This is a genomic window from Salinibacterium hongtaonis, from assembly GCF_003065485.1.
GTDB lineage: Bacteria > Actinomycetota > Actinomycetes > Actinomycetales > Microbacteriaceae > Homoserinimonas > Homoserinimonas hongtaonis.
Genome location: NZ_CP026951.1, coordinates 594202 through 612321, shown reverse-complemented (window position 1 = coordinate 612321; position 18120 = coordinate 594202). Strand labels below are relative to the sequence as shown.

At 64.4% G+C, this 18120-nt stretch carries 15 protein-coding genes; 5 read left to right on the top strand and 10 right to left on the bottom strand.

Translation table 11 applies throughout. From position 1 onward, the window contains the following. Positions 1-53 precede the first annotated feature (53 nt). Positions 54-1049, bottom strand: coding sequence for a stage II sporulation protein M (locus tag C2138_RS03050; protein WP_108518727.1), 996 nt, complete (start codon positions 1047-1049; stop codon positions 54-56). Between the two features lie 16 nt (positions 1050-1065). On the opposite strand from C2138_RS03050, the gene C2138_RS03045 reads away from it, so the two are divergent. After that, on the top strand, positions 1066-1941 hold the full coding sequence (locus C2138_RS03045) for an RDD family protein (RefSeq protein WP_108515439.1): 876 nt from the start codon (positions 1066-1068) through the stop codon (positions 1939-1941). Between the two features lie 24 nt (positions 1942-1965). On the opposite strand, the gene ahcY is transcribed toward C2138_RS03045, so the two are convergent. Genes ahcY through C2138_RS03030 form a run of 3 tightly spaced genes read right to left on the bottom strand, consistent with a single transcriptional unit; the run spans position 1966 to position 5092 of the window. Next, entirely contained in the window at positions 1966-3432 is a 1467-nt protein-coding gene (gene ahcY / locus C2138_RS03040) for an adenosylhomocysteinase (RefSeq protein ID WP_108515437.1), read from the bottom strand. 35 nt (positions 3433-3467) lie between these two features. Next, positions 3468-4889, bottom strand: a complete 1422-nt coding sequence (locus tag C2138_RS03035; protein WP_108515435.1) for a phosphomannomutase/phosphoglucomutase — start codon at positions 4887-4889, stop codon at positions 3468-3470. After that, positions 4886-5092 carry a DUF3499 family protein gene (locus C2138_RS03030; protein ID WP_108515433.1) on the bottom strand — a complete coding sequence of 69 codons (207 nt, stop codon included), beginning with the start codon at positions 5090-5092 and terminating at the stop codon, positions 4886-4888. The genes C2138_RS03035 and C2138_RS03030 overlap by 4 nt, the downstream gene beginning before the upstream one ends. Before the next feature lie 24 nt (positions 5093-5116). On the opposite strand from C2138_RS03030, the gene C2138_RS03025 reads away from it, so the two are divergent. Continuing rightward, positions 5117-5554 (top strand): metallopeptidase family protein, encoded by a 438-nt coding sequence (locus C2138_RS03025; protein WP_108515431.1) that lies wholly within the window; start codon positions 5117-5119, stop codon positions 5552-5554. A gap of 38 nt (positions 5555-5592) precedes the next feature. Here C2138_RS03025 and C2138_RS03020 read toward each other — a convergent pair whose 3' ends face one another. From C2138_RS03020 to manA, 4 genes are all read right to left on the bottom strand, one after another. Next, positions 5593-7206, bottom strand: coding sequence for a DUF5719 family protein (locus C2138_RS03020; protein WP_108515429.1), 1614 nt, complete (start codon positions 7204-7206; stop codon positions 5593-5595). Next, the gene (locus C2138_RS03015; RefSeq protein WP_108515427.1) at positions 7199-10075 is read right to left on the bottom strand and encodes a glycosyltransferase family 2 protein; all 2877 of its coding nucleotides are present in this window, start codon (positions 10073-10075) and stop codon (positions 7199-7201) included. Before C2138_RS03015 ends, C2138_RS03020 begins: the two co-directional genes overlap by 8 nt. A 102-nt stretch (positions 10076-10177) precedes the next feature. Then, positions 10178-10501 (bottom strand): WhiB family transcriptional regulator, encoded by a 324-nt coding sequence (locus C2138_RS03010; RefSeq protein WP_108515426.1) that lies wholly within the window; start codon positions 10499-10501, stop codon positions 10178-10180. A gap of 230 nt (positions 10502-10731) precedes the next feature. Further along, positions 10732-11889, bottom strand: coding sequence for a mannose-6-phosphate isomerase, class I (gene manA / locus C2138_RS03005; protein WP_241961158.1), 1158 nt, complete (start codon positions 11887-11889; stop codon positions 10732-10734). 180 nt (positions 11890-12069) lie between these two features. Between manA and C2138_RS03000 the strand changes: the two genes are divergently transcribed. The 3 genes from C2138_RS03000 (at position 12070) to C2138_RS02990 (ending at position 16037) form a co-directional block, all read left to right on the top strand. After that, on the top strand, positions 12070-13248 hold the full coding sequence (locus C2138_RS03000; RefSeq protein WP_108515424.1) for an acyl-CoA dehydrogenase family protein: 1179 nt from the start codon (positions 12070-12072) through the stop codon (positions 13246-13248). A 62-nt stretch (positions 13249-13310) separates the two neighbouring features. Beyond that, a complete protein-coding gene (locus C2138_RS02995) occupies positions 13311-14696 on the top strand; it encodes an O-antigen ligase family protein (RefSeq protein ID WP_108515422.1) in 1386 nt (461 codons plus the stop codon). 45 nt (positions 14697-14741) lie between these two features. Continuing rightward, positions 14742-16037, top strand: coding sequence for an O-antigen ligase family protein (locus C2138_RS02990; RefSeq protein ID WP_108515420.1), 1296 nt, complete (start codon positions 14742-14744; stop codon positions 16035-16037). 20 nt (positions 16038-16057) lie between these two features. Here the strand turns inward: C2138_RS02990 and gmd are convergent, their stop codons facing one another. Both gmd and C2138_RS02980 read right to left on the bottom strand, forming a co-directional pair. Beyond that, positions 16058-17041, bottom strand: coding sequence for a GDP-mannose 4,6-dehydratase (gmd, locus tag C2138_RS02985; protein ID WP_108515418.1), 984 nt, complete (start codon positions 17039-17041; stop codon positions 16058-16060). Between the two features lie 67 nt (positions 17042-17108). Continuing rightward, entirely contained in the window at positions 17109-18083 is a 975-nt protein-coding gene (locus tag C2138_RS02980; protein WP_108515416.1) for a glycosyltransferase family 2 protein, read from the bottom strand. Between the last annotated feature and the right edge of the window lie 37 nt (positions 18084-18120).

Below are 18120 nucleotides of genomic sequence, written 5' to 3'. Positions count from 1 at the left end.
TGCAGATGAGAGAGCTCTCATAAACCGGAGCCAGCCGCGCTGCGCTCCATTTCTTAGCCTGCGACGAGCTGTCGGGCTCCCCCTTCAAACTCATCGAGGTCACCCGTCTCCCCCGCCTGGAATGCCCTCTTGCCCCAGCCCCACTGATAGGCCAAGAACACCCCAAGCGCGAGCGTTCCGATGCCGATCTTGATCGGCCAGAACCACTCAAGCCGGGTGATAAAGCCCTCAATCACCCCCGAGAGCAGAAGCGCCAGGGTTACGCCCACGGCAACCGTGATCAGCGCTCTACCTTCTTCGGCGAGCGCGGTTGCCCGCCTTCTGGCACCGGGTGCAACCCACGACCAGAAGATTGCCAGTCCCGCGGCCGCCGCAACGAAGATCGCATACAACTCGAGCTGACCGTGGGGGGAAATGTAAAGAAAAAACACGTCGAGGCGGTCGTTGTCGGCCATCATGGCCGCCGAGAGCCCAAGATTCTGCGCGTTGGCCAGGATGAGGTACGGAACGTAAACGCCGACGATCCCGAATGCGATGCACTGCACTGCTATCCAGGCGTTGTTCGTCCACACCAAACCGGTGAATGACGATGGCGAATGTTCCGAGTAGTAGTTGACAAAATCCTCCTCGGCGAACTGCCTCCGGAACTCCTCTGTTCCAAAGCTGGCCATCACCGCCGGGTTTGCGAGCGCCCACCAGGCAAAGAGCGTGGCGGTGACCGCGGTTGCGAGCGTGACCGCGAGGGTCAGCCACCGGATGCGATACAGCGCAGCGGGCAGCTGCGCGCCAAAGAAAACGGGCAGTCGTGTGAGAACGTTGGCGCTGGCGCCGGTGAAGCGAAGACGCGCCCTCGCGAGCCACACCGACAACCGGTCGGCCTGAACCGACGACCCCGTCGCGGTGCGGAGAGCGGAAAGATCGGTGGCCCCGGCCTGATAACGCTCGATGAGCTCGTCGGCCTCGGCCCCGCTGAAGCGCCGTTGCGCGCCAAGTCGCGCGAGGTCGTTCCACTCATCGCGGTGAGCTGCGGCGTAGGCGTCGATATCCATCTGCTTAGATACTGGCATGCAGAGCGAGCAGCACGCAGCATCCGTTTCGGCCGTTGCTGGCGCGCCCGTGCAGTCTCTGCAGGATGACGAGCTCATCACGGGAGAGGCGGTCGCCCTCGACCTGCGCCCGGCCGACTTTGTGCTGCGGGCGGCCGGGGCGTTGATCGACTGGGGCTGCTACATCGTGCTGTTTATCGCTGCGATGCTGGTCGCCTCATCGCCCCTGCTGGCGAGTGTTGTTGACGAGGCGACAATCACGTCAATCTCTGTCGTTCTGCTCGTTCTCTTCATCGTCGTCCTGCCCACGGTTGTCGAGACGATCACGCAGGGTCGCTCGCTCGGCAAGCTCGCCATCGGCGCGCGCATCGTGCGCGACGACGGTGGCTCGATCGGGTTTCGGCACGCCTTCATCCGCTCGCTGCTCGGCGTCGTCGAAATCTTCATGACCTTCGGCGGGATCGCCACGATCACTGCCCTGGTGCATCCACGATCGAAGCGCCTCGGGGATCTGATCGCCGGCACCTATAGCCAGCACGAGCGCGTAGCCAAGGCGGATCCTCCCGTCTACGGAGTGCCCCTGCCCCTCACCGAATGGGCACGGATTGCCGATGTCGCGCAGCTCCCACCCCGCCTTGCGCGCAGGGTTACCCAGTTCTTGCGTCAGGCCCCCGGCCATTCGCCCGATTCCCGCCACCGCATCTCTCAGGATCTAGCCCGCGAGGCGGCAGCGTTCGTCTCCCCCGTGCCCGACTGCGATCCGGAGCTTTTCTTGGCAGCCATCTCGGCGGTGCGGCGTGATCGCGAGTACCGCAAGCTCCGCGCAGAGCGAGACCGCCTCGCCAGGCTGGAGCCCGTGCTCACGGGGCTGCCGCATCAGTTTCCCGACCGCTAGCAGCCTCGCGAGGCACGGTTTGGGCTAGTAGCGGTAGTGATCGACCTTGTATGGCCCCTCGACAGGAACGCCGATGTAGGCGGCCTGCTCAGGCGTGAGAACCGTGAGCTTGACCCCGAGAGCATCCAGGTGCAGGCGCGCCACCTTCTCGTCGAGGAGCTTGGGGAGCACATAGACCTGGCGCTCGTAGTTCTCGCCGTGGGCATAGAGCTCGATCTGGGCGAGCACCTGGTTAGCGAACGAGTTGCTCATCACGAACGACGGGTGACCCGTGGCGTTGCCGAGGTTCATGAGACGACCCTCGCTGAGCACGAGGATGCTGCGGCCGGTCGGCAGGCGCCATTCGTGCACCTGCGGCTTGATCTCGATGCGCTCGGCGCCCTCGAGGGTCTCAAGGCCAGCCATATCGATCTCATTGTCGAAGTGGCCGACGTTGGCAACGATCGCCAGGTGCTTGAGGCCAAGAAGGTCATCAACCGTGATGACATCCTTGTTGCCCGTGCCAGAAATAAGGATGTCAACCTCGCCGACAACTGACGCGAGCGTCGTCACCTGGTAGCCATCCATCGCGGCCTGCAGTGCGTTGATGGGGTCGATCTCGCTCACGATCACGCGGGCGCCCTGTCCCCGCAGCGCCTCGGCCGCGCCCTTGCCGACATCGCCGTAACCGCAGACGAAGGCGACCTTGCCGCCGATGAGGGTATCCGTGGCGCGGTTGAGGCCATCGGGCAACGAGTGGCGGATGCCGTACTTGTTGTCGAACTTGGACTTGGTGACGGAGTCGTTCACGTTGATGGCCGCGAACTGGAGCTCGCCATCGCGGGCGAGCTCGTAGAGGCGGTGCACGCCCGTCGTGGTCTCCTCGGTGACGCCCATGATCTCGGCCGCGACCCTGGTCCAGCGGTCGGACGACGTGGCGAGGGATTCCCGAAGCGTTGCGAGAATAATGCGCCATTCGTGGCTGTCGCCCTCGGCGTCCTCTGGCACGGCGCCGGCAAGCTCGAACTCACGGCCCTTGTGCACGAGGAGGGTGGCGTCGCCACCGTCATCGAGAATCATGTTGGGGCCGATCCAATCGGCACCGGCCGCCTCAGCCTCGGCAGACCAATCGAAGATGCGGTCGGCGCACTCCCAATACTCCTCAAGCGACTCACCCTTCCAGGCGAACACGGGCACGCCTGCGGGAGCCTCCGGGGTTCCCGAGCCGACGACGATTGCGGCGGCCGCTTCGTCCTGCGTCGAGAAGATGTTGCAGCTCGCCCAGCGCACCTCGGCACCGAGGGCCGTTAGTGTCTCGATCAGCACGGCGGTCTGCACGGTCATATGCAGGCTTCCCGCGATCCGGGCACCCGTGAGGGGCTTCGATTCACCGAATTCAGCGCGCAACGACATGAGACCGGGCATCTCGTTCTCTGCGAGGCGGAGCTGGTGTCGTCCCGCCTCAGCGAGGGAGAGATCGGCGACCTTGAATTCAAACGGCGAGGTAGGCATCCGTCAATTCTCGCAGACGGAAGCTGACCTCACGATCACCGACGAATGAGGGCCAGAACCCGATCGCGCACGGCCTGCATCTCCGGCTCGGTCTCGGCCTCGACGTTAAGGCGCAGCAGCGGCTCGGTATTCGAGGGGCGCACGTTGAACCACCAGAAACCGGCTTCTGTGCCGCCGCTCACCGTGAGGCCGTCGAGCTCGTCGAACTCGGCCTCACTCGCGAAGTCGTCGACGATGCGCGCATAGGCCGCGGCAACATCCGTGACGGTCGAATTGATCTCGCCGCTCTGAAAGTAGGGGTTGAACCGGCGGGCGAACTCCGAGAGCGGCTCAGCCTGGCTGCCGAATTCCGCGAGCAGATGCATCGCCGCGAGCATTCCGTTGTCGGCACCCCAGAAGTCACGAAAGTAGTAGTGGGCGGAGTGCTCTCCCCCAAAAATGGCCCCTGTGGCCGCCATCTCATCCTTGATCAAGGAATGGCCGACACGCGTGCGAACGGGAGTCGCCCCCGCAGCCTCGATGGTTTCTTCGACGATGCGGGAGGTGATGAGGTTATGGATCACGACAATGTCGGCGTCAGGATCGGCGGCGCGCACGCGCTTGATCTCCCTCAGCGCCACGACGGCGGCAACAGCGGAAGGGGTGACGGGGTTGCCGCGCTCGTCGATGACGAAACACCGGTCGGCGTCACCATCGAAGGCAAGGCCCAGATCTGCCCCGTGCTCCACGACGGCCTTCTGCAAATCGACAAGGTTGGCCGGCTCGAGAGGATTCGCCTCGTGGTTCGGAAAGGTGCCATCGAGTTCGAAGAAGAGCGGAACGATGTCGAGCGGCAGGCCGGGGAGGCCAGCGGCCTCGCCGAGAACTGCGGGAACCGTGAGCCCGCCCATGCCATTGCCGGCATCGACCACGACGCGCAAGGGGCGAATCGCCGAGAGGTCGACGAGCGAGCGAAGGTAGGCGGCGTAGTCGGCCAGCACATCGATCTCGCGGAGCGTGCCCTGCTGCGGGAGCGAGTCGATGCCATCCCTGAGATAGGCAGTGGCGCGATCGCGGATGCTCTTAAGCCCCGTGTCGAAGCTGATTCCCTGAGCACCGGCCCGGCTGAACTTGATGCCGTTATAGGTGGCGGGGTTGTGGCTCGCAGTGAACATCGCCGCAGGAGCATCCAGGCTGCCCGAGGCGAAGTAGCTCTCGTCCGTTGAACACAGGCCGATGAGAACCACGTTCGCGCCTCGCGCCATGGCGCCCTGCGAGAACGCCGCGGCAAAGCCCGGCGACGAATCTCGCATGTCGTGACCAACGACAATGTCGCGGCCAACAGCCTCGACCTCGTCGGCGAAGGCAGCACCGAGCGCCTCGACAACGGCATCCGTCAGCTGGCTGCCGACGAGCCCTCTGACGTCATACGCCTTGATAAACGGACTCAGGTCAATCGCTGAAGCGTCGGAGCTCATGCACCCAAAGCTACATGACGGATGACCTGCCAGCCCTGCGGTGCAGAAAGTCGCGCTGCGTGCTTCTCGCACAGGTCGTAGCTGTGCGGCTCGGCCTTCTGGCTGAGCGGACCGAGCACCGCCATCGAGTCGCGGTAGTCGTAGGTAAGCGTCGCTATAGCGGTGCTCACGCACGCCACTTTGCTGCAGGGCCGTCCATCCATTTGGCACCAGCCTAGACTGGGCGTATGGCTCGAACCCGCAGCACACGCGCATCGTCGCGCGGCGGCTGGCGAGACCGACACGGCCGCGGCATCCGCGCCGCCGTTACCGGCCCGTTTCTTCCCCCGCTGCGCACGCGGATCGACCTGTTCGATCTGACCGTCTCCGCCGCCGCCAGCTATCTGCGCGACCTCTGGCCCGAAGAACTAGCCACCGTGCGGTTCGAAGTTGCCGCGGTTCCCGCCTCCGTCAGCAGCACCGGCGAAGTCGAACGGTGGTCGGTGTATGCGTCGGAGCGCCGCATCGTGCTGTACCGTCTGCCGATCGAGCGGCTAGCGCGCCTGCACCGCGACGACGAGTTGCACCGCCGCATGGTCATCGAAAGCTGTGTTTTTCGGGCCGTTGCCGAGCTGATCGGCAAAGACCCATGGGAGCTTGCCCCCGACCGGTTTCGCCACTTCTAGCAGCGACTACTGCCGAACGAGCAGCAGCATCCGGCCTGCTACGGATAAACCGTGATGGGGGACGACCCAGCCGCGCGGGGGTTCACCGTTTGACCGCTGATCGTGCCATCGCCGCTGTAACCGACTGAGACGTGCAACTGCTCGAAGCCCGTGAGCTGCCAGGTCGTGCCGCCGTCGACCGGGATGCTGCGGGCGCCACCGGCAGGAATCGTCACCGATGTGCGCGTGCCGCTATCCGCATCCTCCATCGCGAATTCCGCCGCAGATTCCGCGGGGTTCACGAGGTAGACCACGGGGTTGTCGCCTTCGGCCACAGCGAGAAGGGTCTCGTCCGCGACAGCGGATACCGCGGGAAGCCACACGAAGTCGGTTGCACCCGTGCTGCCCACGGTCGAAACCCGGGCACCGGCGACGAGGGGAACATCCGCCGTGATGCGGGCGGAATAGGTCCCCTCCTCAAACTCGCCAATGAGGAGCTCTGTGACGACTCCGGCATCGAGCGTGACGTCGATATCCACGGGCTCACCATTGCGCCCGTCTGATGTCACCCGCGTCATTGTGATGGTCGCGTGGGCAAGCTCGGCCCCCGGCACGAAGAACCGCAGAACGGTGTTGAGGTCGAGAAACTCTTCGCCAAGAACAGCTGCCTCAAGGGCATCGTGATCGAGCATCGGCAGAGCCGGGATGATCACCTCGGTCGACGGGGCCGCCGCAGGGGTGACAATATCCACGCCGCCGGGCGTCAATGTGCGCACGGTCATCTGCTGCAGGGTCGCAACCACTCGGGCTCCCGTGCTCTGCACTCGCAGAACGGGGCTCTGGAGCCCGGGGGCAAGCCCAGCGACCGAGAACACTCGCTCCCCTCCCGCAGGAATCGCGATTCCGGTGGCACCGGGGGCCGTGACGGATCCGGTCTCGGAGAACACCGAAACATCGACGGTCGCGCTGACATCGCCAGGGTTGACGATCACCAAGAGCGTGGTTCTGCCCGTTGTGGTCGCCCCGCCGACGAGCCATGCATCGTCTTTGGCCTCGCCGCACTCTGCGGCCGCTGAACCTACGAAGTCGCCACGAGCGACCGACTGGAACTGGCTACCCGCAAAAAGCGGCTGGTCACCGTCGGAATCGGCAGGCAGAGAGAGGATGCGCGCACCAGAATCCGCGCCGTCGAGCGCGGTCGCCGGCGCCGAGGAGATGCGGCCGCCGCTTGACGCGCTCGTAATCGTCGGCTCTCCCAGAGCGGATGCCGTCGTCGCCTGAGCACCCGTCTCATCCCCCAGCCTCAGCAGCGGCCCGGGGCACACCCGAGACTGCGCGTCGGCGACAGGAGTAACCCGAACGGACGGCGGTTCTGACACGACCGATGGAATCGGAACAAGCGCGGCAGCAGCGATGACGGCGGCCGCGACGGCAGCCCCAGCCACGGCCGTCAGAAGACGAGCAGAAACGAGCAAAGTGCCTTTGACCCCGCGCGGCTGTCGCGGGGCCGGAGCGGCCTCCTCGTCGATGACGTTGCCCGCAGCGAACGGGTCAATGGCCGGCGTGGGCATGCTCGGCGAAGAAGGATGAGTCAGGTCTATCTCATCATCGCCGTCGCGCTGCGGGCGAAACTGGTCGTCCGGGCGAAACTGGTCGTCACGAGGGTCAGTCATCGGTCTCCTCGTCGAAGGTGGTCGCTCTGGAGTCGCTCATCGTCTCGCGGACGTGGCGACGGCGACGATGCGTCGGAACCGCCAGCAGCACGGTGAGGAGCAGAATCGCCGCTTGCACTGCGAGAACGACGCGCCCCTCAAGGGTGCCAACGTTCGACGGCCCCTCAATCGATTCTGCGACGGGAGCATCCGTGATTCTCCACAGCAGGCCAAAGCTCGTGCTGCCGACCGGGATCACCCGGGCATTGGCATCGAGCGAGTCGACCGTGCGAGTTCGCACGGCCTCGGCGCTGCGTTCTGCCCGGGTCGTGTCACCGGCCTCGAGGGGCTCGAAGTCGGCGAGCACCACGAACTGCACCGACAGAGTTGACAGGTCATCGGCCGGGTCGTAGCTACCGCGCGAGGCAAGGTTGCCCGCCAACCTGGCGAGAGCCTCCTCGCGCGCGTCGATCGCTGGATCGGTTGCCGCGAGGGTTGATTGGTCGTCGAGCGTTGCCCCACTGCCCCGCTGAAGGTCGGCAACGAGCGCGCCGTCGCCCGTCGGGGTGAGCACGAGAGTGCCCACGTCGGGCATTGTGCGAGCCTCGGCATCAACCACGGCGGGAACCAGTCGACCAGACGACGCGGCAACCGGCGATTCGCCCGCGAGTAGCCCGGCCATCAGGGGCACGCAGAGCGCAACCGCCGTAATGGGCGCGACCACGGCGGCGAAGGCGGCCACCCGGCCCTCCCGATCCGCAGCACCGATCGCCTCCAGCGAGACAATCGCCGCCCCGACCAGACCCATCCAGAACAGACTCAGCCCGGCGCCGGGCCACACAGGAACCGCGACAGACCCGAACGCCGTTACGAGCAGATGTGCTGATGCAACCGCTGTGGCAAAGCCCAGAAACGCAAGGGCAAGGGCCGGAATCACACGACCCGAGCCCGGTACCGCGAGGCTCAGCAGGGCAAGAAGACCGAGCGGAGCAAGCAGAATCGCGACCACGAAATAGGCAGACCCCGCCGGAAGACCGAGGGCCTCGGCCACCGGCACCCAGCCGTTGAGCCCGTGCGTCGCGCTCATGAGGGCCAGATCCCAGCCTGTCGCCCCAACAGACCCCACGGGGGCTCCCGGGTCGGCAAAGAGCGCAAGCGGGATCGCCCTGCGAATCTGCTCGAGCACGAGCGGGGCGAACATCGCCACCGCAAGAAGAGGAATAGCAATGAGCCTGGCGACCCCGCGGGGGCGGGCGATCATCCAGGCAACCCAGCCGATGATCAGCGCAGGGGCGAGAGAGGGCGCGGATGCGCAGACGACGGCAAAGAGAAGACTCGCCCCCGCAGCCGACGCCACGCTCTTAGGTGCCTTGAGCAGTAGCAGCACGAGCCATGGCAAAGCGAGATGGGCGATTACCGCACCGAGCCTGCCCGACATGAGGGCGGAGATCAGAGGTGGGGATGCTGCCCACAGAATGCCGGCGACGAGAGGAATCCACGGGGTTCGCGTGATCGCGCGGGCTGCGAACCAGGCACCGGCTGTGGCCAGGGGAAGGGCGGCGAAGAACAGCACCACGACGGCGAGGGATGGGTTCCAGAACGTGAGCGAACCGAGAACGGCGAGCACCGCGGCGAAGGGGTCGGCGGGCCCGACGAACCCCGTGCCAATCTCGCGCCACCCGTAGCCGACGGTGCTCCACAGCTCAGCGAACGTCGCGCTGAGCGGCAGAAGGCCTCCGCCCACGACGCTATTGGACCCTAAGAGCGGACCGAAAACTACAATGCCAACGATTGCCGCGAACGCCGCAAGCCAGAGTCCCCCGCCGCCGAGGTACCCGATCTTCGGCTCAGCGAAAGAACCGCCGCTGGCCTCCGCCTCGCGTTGCTGTGCCCGCCTCTCGCGCATCGTGGCAGTCGAGGTTCGCAACGGCGCGATCGCGCCCCAGCCGAGCTTTCGCGAACGAGCGATCCTGCGTCGCGCACCGAACACTGTTCCGTCGAATGCCGCTGCGAACGCAGCAGCGAACTCTCCCGGAATAAACGACGGATGCTTTCCCAGCAAGTGGAGCAGGCTTCGAAGGATCGCCAGGGGAACGAGCGAAACCCAGTGAATCGGAACGGCAAGGGCAGGCGCGTAGACGAGCCGCCGATGAAGCTGAGCGGCTCGAGCGATGCGGGCGTGCCGCGACGGGCTCGCTGTTGGTCGGTCAAAGAGTTCTGGGCCACCGGCCGAAAGCACGCGGGCATTGGGAACGCCGATGACGCGGTGCCCCGCGAGACGAGCGCGCACACTCAGGTCGAGGCCTGCGTCAATGGTCGGCAGGCCCGGGTCAAACCCGCCCAGGTCATCCCACACAGAGCGGCGGATGAGCATGCCGTGTGCCGCGACGCCGAGCACGTCTTCCGTGACGTCGTGCTGGGCCTGGTCGAGTTCACCCTCGACCATGGCGACGGATGCTCCGAGGCGTGTCATCGAGCGGCCGAACTCCGCGATGACGTCGGGTCGGTCGAAGCTCATGAGCTTGGGGCCAGCGACGGCAACCGACGGCGCTACCTCGACCGCAGCGAGCAGCGATGCCAGGGCATGGGGCTCTGGTGCGTTGTCGTGGGCGAGAAGCCAGAGCCACTCGGATTCAGGGTCTCCGGCGTCAAGCCCTGCGATGACGTGGCGAGCTGCACCGCCAAAGGTGGGCGCAACCCGAGGGGGCACAGTGACGATTGCAGTAGGGGCGGCTGCGGCCAGCATCTGCGCCGATGCATCCTGAGACCCCGCGTCCACCGCGATAAGCGCATCGACCGAGCGCGTCTGAGAGGCGAGCGCCGACAGCGTTCGCTCGAGATACTCGCCCCCATTGCGGGCGATGAGCACGACGGTCACTCTCTGGCGCATATGAATCGACACTATGCGCTGGGCTGTCGCTCACGGTTGTAGACACGCGGCAGCCGTCGGATGCCGATGCGCGAGACGAGGATCGTGGCGCAGGAGCCTTTGCTAGACGGCGCGCTTGCGCAGCTTGCGGCGCTCTCGCTCCGAGAGGCCGCCCCAGATGCCGAATCGCTCATCGTTCTGAAGCGCGTATTCGAGGCACTCGTTGCGAACCTCGCAGGAGCCGCAGATCTTCTTGGCGTCGCGCGTTGATCCGCCCTTTTCGGGGAAGAATGCCTCGGGGTCGGTCTGAGCACAGAGGGAGTCGGCCTGCCAGGAGAGCGCATTGTCGTCATCGCTGACGGGGCGCCGGACACCGGGAACTCCGAGAGAGACGGGGTCTGCGAACCAGTCGTCCGGGACTCCTCGTCGCTGCAAATCAGGTGCCATGTCACTCTCCCCTCGGCCCTTGTGCATTACGCGAATTACTAACGCGCTTTGATAATTACACCCGTGTAGTTCCCCAGAGTCAAGTCGCAAATCGTAAACGTTCAGGTGGCAATCGAGGCTTCACCCCGTAAACAGCGGCGTGTCGCCCGGCGTGTCTACCCTCTGGCTCACCGCATGCTCCCGAACTGGGGTCGGGCGTGTCTCATCCGTGCGCAGCAGAAGCTGGCGTTCTAGGCCGGAGACGCTATGAAAGCCTCGCCCGCAGCATCCGTCTCGACCCGCGCGCCTGAGTCGTCCGCCGTGACATAGAGCGCCTCACCCGGCGCCAGCACCACCAACTGATCATCGGAGACCACCGTCGCGCGCCCCGCAGTGCAGAGAACGATCGACTGAGGCACGATCGCAGTCTCCGACGCGGGGCTCACCTGGCTCAGCTCGAAGCCAACGCCCTCTGGCCTAAAGACCCGCACACCGTGCGTCGCCTCGCGCGGCTGGATGCGCGGGACCTCAACGGCGTCGAAACGCAGAACTGACAGCAGCTCCCGCGGGTCGACGTGTTTGAGAGTAAGACCGCCGCGCAACACATTGTCGGATGCGGTCATGAGTTCGACCCCGAACCCGCGCAAATAGGCGTGGATGTTGCCCGCGGGCAAAAAGAGCGCCTCGCCGCGCGAGAGCGTGACACGGTTGAGCAGCAGCGCCGTGACGATGCCGGGATCCCCCGGGTGGTGAGCGGCGAGAAGGCGCACGGTATCGGCGTCGATGCCGTCAGCTGATTCGGCCGCGCGGGTCACTCGCTCGACGAGGTCGTCGACCCCGGGGCCTCGAGTGATCAGCCACTCCACGATTGATGCCGTCCGCTCCCGGCCGACGCGGGCTGCGAACTGCGCAATGACGGGATCTGATCCTGCGAGAGCCGCAATGGCCGCCTCCGCGTCCGCTGCATCGCGGAATCCGCAGAGCGCATCGAAGGTGTCGCTGAGCGCCAGAATCACCTCAGGCTTAGCAAAGGGGTCTCGATAATTGCGCTCCGGCGCGTCGAGAGGGATCCCCGCGGCGTTCTCGCGCTCGAAGCCCTCGGACGCCTGTTCGGTTGTGGGGTGCGCCTGGAGCGACAGCGGAGCATCCGCCGCCAGAAGCTTGAGCAGATACGGCAGGCCGGTGCTGCCCGAGGGCTGCTCTCGCTCAACCCAATCGGCAAGCGTTGCGACCCCCTCGACAGGAGCATCGACAAGCCGGGCGGGCGACCCCGGGTGCGTGCCGAGCCACAGCTCGGCCTGGGGCTCAGCCGAGGGCGCCACCCCCCGCAGCTGAGCGATCGCGCTGCGAGACCCCCAGGCGTACGGCCGAGGTTCATTGGTAATGGGCAGCAGCAACGGGACCCTCATGTCTCTTCTCGTGGCTCGAATAGGTTGGCGGCTGACTACAAGCTTTTTCCGAGGCCGCCGACAACCGCTTAGACCAAAGTACCAAGCGCTTTGAGGCACCGCGGCGACCCTCTTAGGCTCGAGAGCGCCTGCGGCTCACCCCCCGAATGCCGCCGGTGTCGCCACCACCAGGAGTTTGCCATGTCCTTCACCCCTCTCGCCTCAGATTTCTACGGGTTTGAAACCACGCTCACCGAGCAGGAACGCGACTTTCTCGCCCGCCTACGCACCTGGCTCGACACCGACATCAAGCCCATCGTGAACGACCACTGGAACCGTGCCGAGTTCCCCCGTCAGCTCATCAAGGGCATCGCCGACATCGGAGCGGCCGGATTGGCATGGGAAGAGACGCGTCCGTTCGAGAACTCTGCGGCCTTCCGCGGCTGGGTCGCCGTCGAGCTTGCTCGCGTCGACGCGAGTGTCGCCACCTACCTCGGCGTGCACAACGGTCTTGCGATGGGAGCGATTGCCGCCTGCGGAAGCGCGGAGCAGCGGGCGGAGTGGCTGCCGAAGATGGCGGCTGGCAATGTCGTCGGAGCGTTCGGCCTCACGGAGCCCCTCAGCGGAAGCGACAGCGCCCAGGGCCTTCGCACGACGGCGCGACGCGACGGCGGCACCTGGGTTATCAACGGCGAGAAGCGCTGGATCGGCAACGCAACATTCAGCGATGTCACGATCATCTGGGCCAAGGATGTCGACGACAACCAGGTCAAGGGCTTCATCGTGCCGACGTCCACGCCGGGATACAGCGCCACCAAGATTGAGAACAAGCAGAGCCTGCGCATCGTGCAGAACGCCGACATCGTGCTCGAGGATGTGCGCATCCCCCACTCGCTCAAGCTTGAGAACGCCAACTCCTTCCGTGACACGGCCCGTGTGCTGCGCGCTACTCGCGCCGATGTGGCGTGGGGCGCCGTCGGCACCTCGATCGGAGCCTACGAAGCCGCCGTCGCCTACGCCGGCGAGCGCGTGCAGTTCGGCAAGACCATCGGCAGCCACCAACTCGTGCAAGATCTGCTCGCGAAGAGTCTCGGCAACATCACCGCCTCCCTCGCCCTCTGCATGCGCGTTTCGGACATGCAAGATGACGGCACGCAGAAGGACGAGCACTCCGCCCTGGCCAAGGCGTTTGCCACTAGCCGGATGCGCGAGACGGTCGCGTGGTGCCGCGAGATCTTCGGCGGCAACGGCATCGTCACCGAATACGACGTCATCCGCTTCTTTATGGATGCTGAGGCGCTCTACTCCTATGAGGGAACGAGGGAGATGAACACCCTGATTGTGGGGCGAGCCATCACGGGCACCGCCGCGTTCGTCTAGGCACGCGGTTGATAGCGCCGACTGCTCTGCGCACCGCCCCGCTCGGCCCTAAACTCGTGGCTATGCTCCGCAGTCGTGCGTTTTTGTCAGCCTTCGCGACCCTCGTGTTCTTTACCGCGCTCGCGGGCGATGCCTGGCGCAACACGATCAGCTGGCTGGGCTGGGGCATCCTCGCCGCTTTCATCGTGGGGCTCTCGGTAGCTCTGGTGATTTCGCGCAGGCACGACCTTCGCCCGCACACCCTGCCCTACCCGCTATTGGCGTTCCTCGTGCTGGCGACGGCATCCATCGCGTGGTCGGCCTACCCCAGTTGGACGGCCCTCGGCTCTCTAGCGCAGTGGGCGTCAACCGCGGTCGCCGTCGCCATGGCGCTCCTGCTCGACTGGCGCGGTCTGCTACGTGCTCTCTCCCGGGCGATCGCCTATATTCTCGGCCTTTCGCTGCTGTTCGAGCTCGTTGTCGCGGCCTTTGTGCGCCAGCCCGTGTTTGCGTTCTGGACCGACTGGGAGCTCGGCGAGGTCCCCGTCATGTACCAGTGGTCGCGCGCGCTACTCTTTGAGGGCGGGCCCATCCAGGGCATCGTCGGCAACTCGAGCACGCTCGGATTCATTGCGATGCTGGGCGTCATCGTCTTCACGATCCTCTGCGTCGTTCGAACCGATGAACCCGACCCCGTCATCCCGCAGGACGCCGATGCTCTCACTCGCCGGCGGCACATCATCAACGCCCTCATCGGCGTGGGTGTCTCCTTCGTGGTTCTGCTGCTAACCGCATCGGCCACGATCGCTGTCACCCTCGTCGCGGTGGCGATCATGGCCGGACTCGTTCTTGTGATGCACCGCATCCCCCCCGGAGCCCCTCGCACCATCGCCTACGTCGCCGCTGCCGCGGTTCTGGCTGGCATTGTCGCGGCGGGACTCGCCTTTCGCGACACGATTCTCGCGCTGCTCGGCAAGAGCAGTGATCTCACGGGGCGGCTCGACATTTGGCAGGCCGTAGCCGATGTCGCCGCCCAGCGACCCGTCGGCGGCTGGGGCTGGGTCAGCTACTGGGTGCCGTGGGTCGAACCGTTCGACAGCACCATCCGAATCGTCCGCAACGGCACACAACAACTCCACGCCCACAACGCGTGGCTCGACGTCTCTCTCCAGCTCGGCATCATCGGCGTCATTGTGTTCGCGGCGCTCATCGTCTCGACCTTCACCCGCGCATGGTTCATCGCGCTCGACGGAGTCGGAGCACCCCACCGCTATACGCGGGCACTCTCGATGCTGCCCCTGCTGCTGCTGACCGCTCTGCTCGTGCAGTCGGTTGCAGAGAGCCGCATCCTCGTTGAATACGGATGGCTGCTGCTGGCCTACATCGCGGTCAGCACACGGGCGCTGCCAGTCTCGGCCGATAGCGTTGCTTCGTTGGCGGGGGCCACGCGCTTCGCGAAGCGCGGTTAGCGCGCGAGGCGCGGTGAACGCCGGTGTGACGGTAGTTTGGTTGCGATGAACTCACACGCGAGGCTATATGGCGGCCTGACCGCTTTTTTTGGCTCCGCTCGGCTCAGTTCTGCGCTGACTATCACGGCGATTTCCACCGGCGTTTTCGCCTTCGCACTCAACCGCACGATTGGACTGCCAGGACTGATCGCTTGCTTTGCAACGCTCATCGTGTTCTGCGCCTTGTCATTCCTGGCCCACCGAAACACCATTGAGTTCACGGGTCTCGTGCCCATTTCTCTGATGGTTTTCTTAGCCTGGGCCTGCATCTCAATCTTCTGGAGTCAGTATCAGTGGGCGACACTGGGCGGGCTCGCCTCAATGCTTGGCTTCACCTTTCTCGGGCTCTATGTCGCGCTGGTGCGTGACACGATTCAAATCGTTAGGGCCTACGGCGACGTCTTACGATTCACCATCGCAGCGTCGCTTGTGATCGAAGTGTTCTCGGGCATCCTGATCGACACCCCCATCCCATTCCTGTCTATTGCGGGCAATATCAGCGAGTTGGGGCCAATATCCGGGCTTGTCGGCAACCGCAACGAGCTCGGACTTCTCGCTGTGATCGGCGGCATCAGTTTCGTCGTCGAATGGCGCACACAGTCGGTTACCAGAGGCACCGCTATCGCGTCGATCGCGGGCGCTGCGCTCACGCTCGCGCTCACCGGATCGCCTATCGCGTGGGGCACAGCTCTTGTCGCGGTTTCTGCAACCGCGATCCTTTATGGTGTGCGGCGGCTGGCACCGGTGCGGCGGAGGTTCTGGCAGGTCGCCATCTTGGCTGGGGCCGCCGCCGCCGCCGCAATCGCGTGGAGCTTTCGCGGCCCCATCGTTGGCGCGCTTAACGGCACGGGTGAGCTCGAGTATCGACTCAACCTATGGCAGAGGATCTCCGATCTGATTCAGCTTCACCCTGTCGAGGGATGGGGCTGGATTGGCCAGTGGAATCCCCATCTGGCGCCGTTCACACTTTTTCCAACGAGCATCGCACGACCATCGACTTCTGCCGTGAACGCCTACCTCGACGTCTGGTTTCAACTCGGCATTGTTGGCTTGGTGGCTTTCGTTGGGGTGCTCGGGCTTGCGTTCGTGCGGTCCTGGATGCTTGCTGCTCGACAGCGCAGCGTGGTCTACACATGGCCCGCAGTGGTGCTCGCCGCACTGTTAGTTGCATCATTGGCAGAAAGCAGCATCCTCATCGAGTTCGGATGGCTCACCTTTGTGGTCTGCTGCGTTAAGGCGTCGCAGAAACTCAGCTGGCGCAAGGCGTTCGAGCGGCCGCTTGAGCAAGAACCCTTAAGTTAGATAGCAACGCACCAAGCGACTTAACGCGCTAGCGAGCGCTGCTCATCGAGGTCGGCGTCGACCATCATCTCTACGAGTTGCTTGAAGTCCACCCGCGGAGTCCATCCCAGAGCCGAACGCGCTTTCTCCGGATCACCAATGAGGAGGTCGACTTCTGCGGGGCGCATGAATCGCTCGTCCTGGGTCACATACTTTTGCCAGTCGGTTATACCGACGTGCGCAAAAGCGACATCAAGTAGCTCGCGGATAGTGTGCGTCTCGCCGGTAGCAATGACATAGTCGTCGGCCACATCCTGCTGGAGCATTAGCCACATCGCTTCGACGTAGTCGCCGGCGAACCCCCAATCGCGGCTGGCATCGAGGTTGCCCAGCGCAACCGTCTCCTGCAACCCAAGCGATATACGGGCGACGGCACGCGTGATCTTACGGGTCACAAACTCGGGCCCTCTGCGCGGGGACTCATGGTTGAAGAGCACTCCAGACGACGCATGCATGCCATATGACTCGCGGTAGTTGATGGTCATGTAGTGAGCGAATACCTTTGCAACGCCGTACGGCGAGCGCGGCCACAACAAGGTTGACTCGCGCTGCGGCACCTCCTGCACCTTCCCGAACATCTCGGAGCTCGAGGCCTGATAAAAACGAACTGATGCGGGGTTGTCGCCCGCGTACAGCCGCGTGGCCTCGAGCAGGTTGAACGCTCCCTTGCCTGTCACATCGCTGGTTATCCCCGCGTTCTCCCACGAGTAGGCGACGAACGAAATGGCACCCAGGTTGTAAACCTCGTCCGGTCGGGCCTCGTTGAGCGTCCTAGTCAGGCTCGACGGGTCAGTGAGGTCACCGAATATGAGCTTTGCCTCAGGCAGTACCCGGCGAACCACATCGAGCTTGGGATTATTCTGCCCCCGCACCAGTCCGTAGACCTCGTAACCCTTAGAGATCAGCAGCTCCCCCAGGTAGAGGCCATCCTGACCGGTTATTCCTGTGATGAGCGCGCGCTTCATATTGCTGTCCTTGTGCTGAGGGCGGTTCGAGTCGCCTAACTCTATCGCCCGGCGAGACGACAAAAGCTCACGCAGGCTGCAGGAGGTCTCGTGCGACGTCGAGGTTCCCTTGACTTGCAAGCGCCGCATACGATCCCGCCCGATACTCCCGCAACACAGTTCGCAGTCGACACACCCGATGGGGCGAGAGGGTAGCGCGCATGGCGTCGAAGCGCGCTCGATTCCGAGCTAATTCAAGGGCATAATCGTCGACCGGCAACGTTTCTAGGCGGTCGGCCAAAGTTGCTGAGCGCGACGCGAGCGTCACGTAGCGGGTTCCGCGTGGCTCCAGCATCCGACCAAGTCGGTACCGCAGCGTCGGCTTTCGCACGCCGATCTGGTTGTTGCCATGCTGACGGTAATCAACCAGCTCGGCGTCCAGCAGCTCCACTTCACCCAGAGCTGCAGCGATCACGGCCAGCCATTCGTCGTGCACCCAGTTGGAGGGAAACGGCAGCGCCCACTCAAGAAGCGACCTCCGAAATGCCACAGTTGCTCCCGTGGCCAGGTTTCGGCGAATAAAGGCGCCTAAAGGCCGCGGGCCGTTTATCGCCGCGCGTTCTTCACGTGACGCCGAGAGTGCGTCGAGGAGGCTCAGGCCGAGAGGTTCACCTTCGTCGTCGATCAGCCTTGCGTCGCTGTGTTGCAGCAAGAGGGCAGGCCTACTATCGAATGACGAGATGGCCTTCTCAATCCGGTTTACGTGCCACACATCATCCTGATCACACAGCACAACCAGGTCTCCGCTACTTGCCTCAATCGCACGCTGGAAGTTGGCGGTAACTCCCACGTTGGCGGCACCGCCGAGAATTGTTATTGCCGTTGACCCGGTGTCGTACTCCTGCAGAAAACCACGAATCACGTCAAGCGTGGAATCAGTTGATCCGTCGTCAGAAATGATGATTTCCGATGGCGCCACCGACTGGCTCACAATGCTTCGAAGCTGTTCTTCTATGTAGCGAGCACCGTTGTAAGTGCACAGCGCAACCGAGATTGTCGTCACACAGCGAGCCTAGCGGCGAGCGCATAAAGCCGCCGCG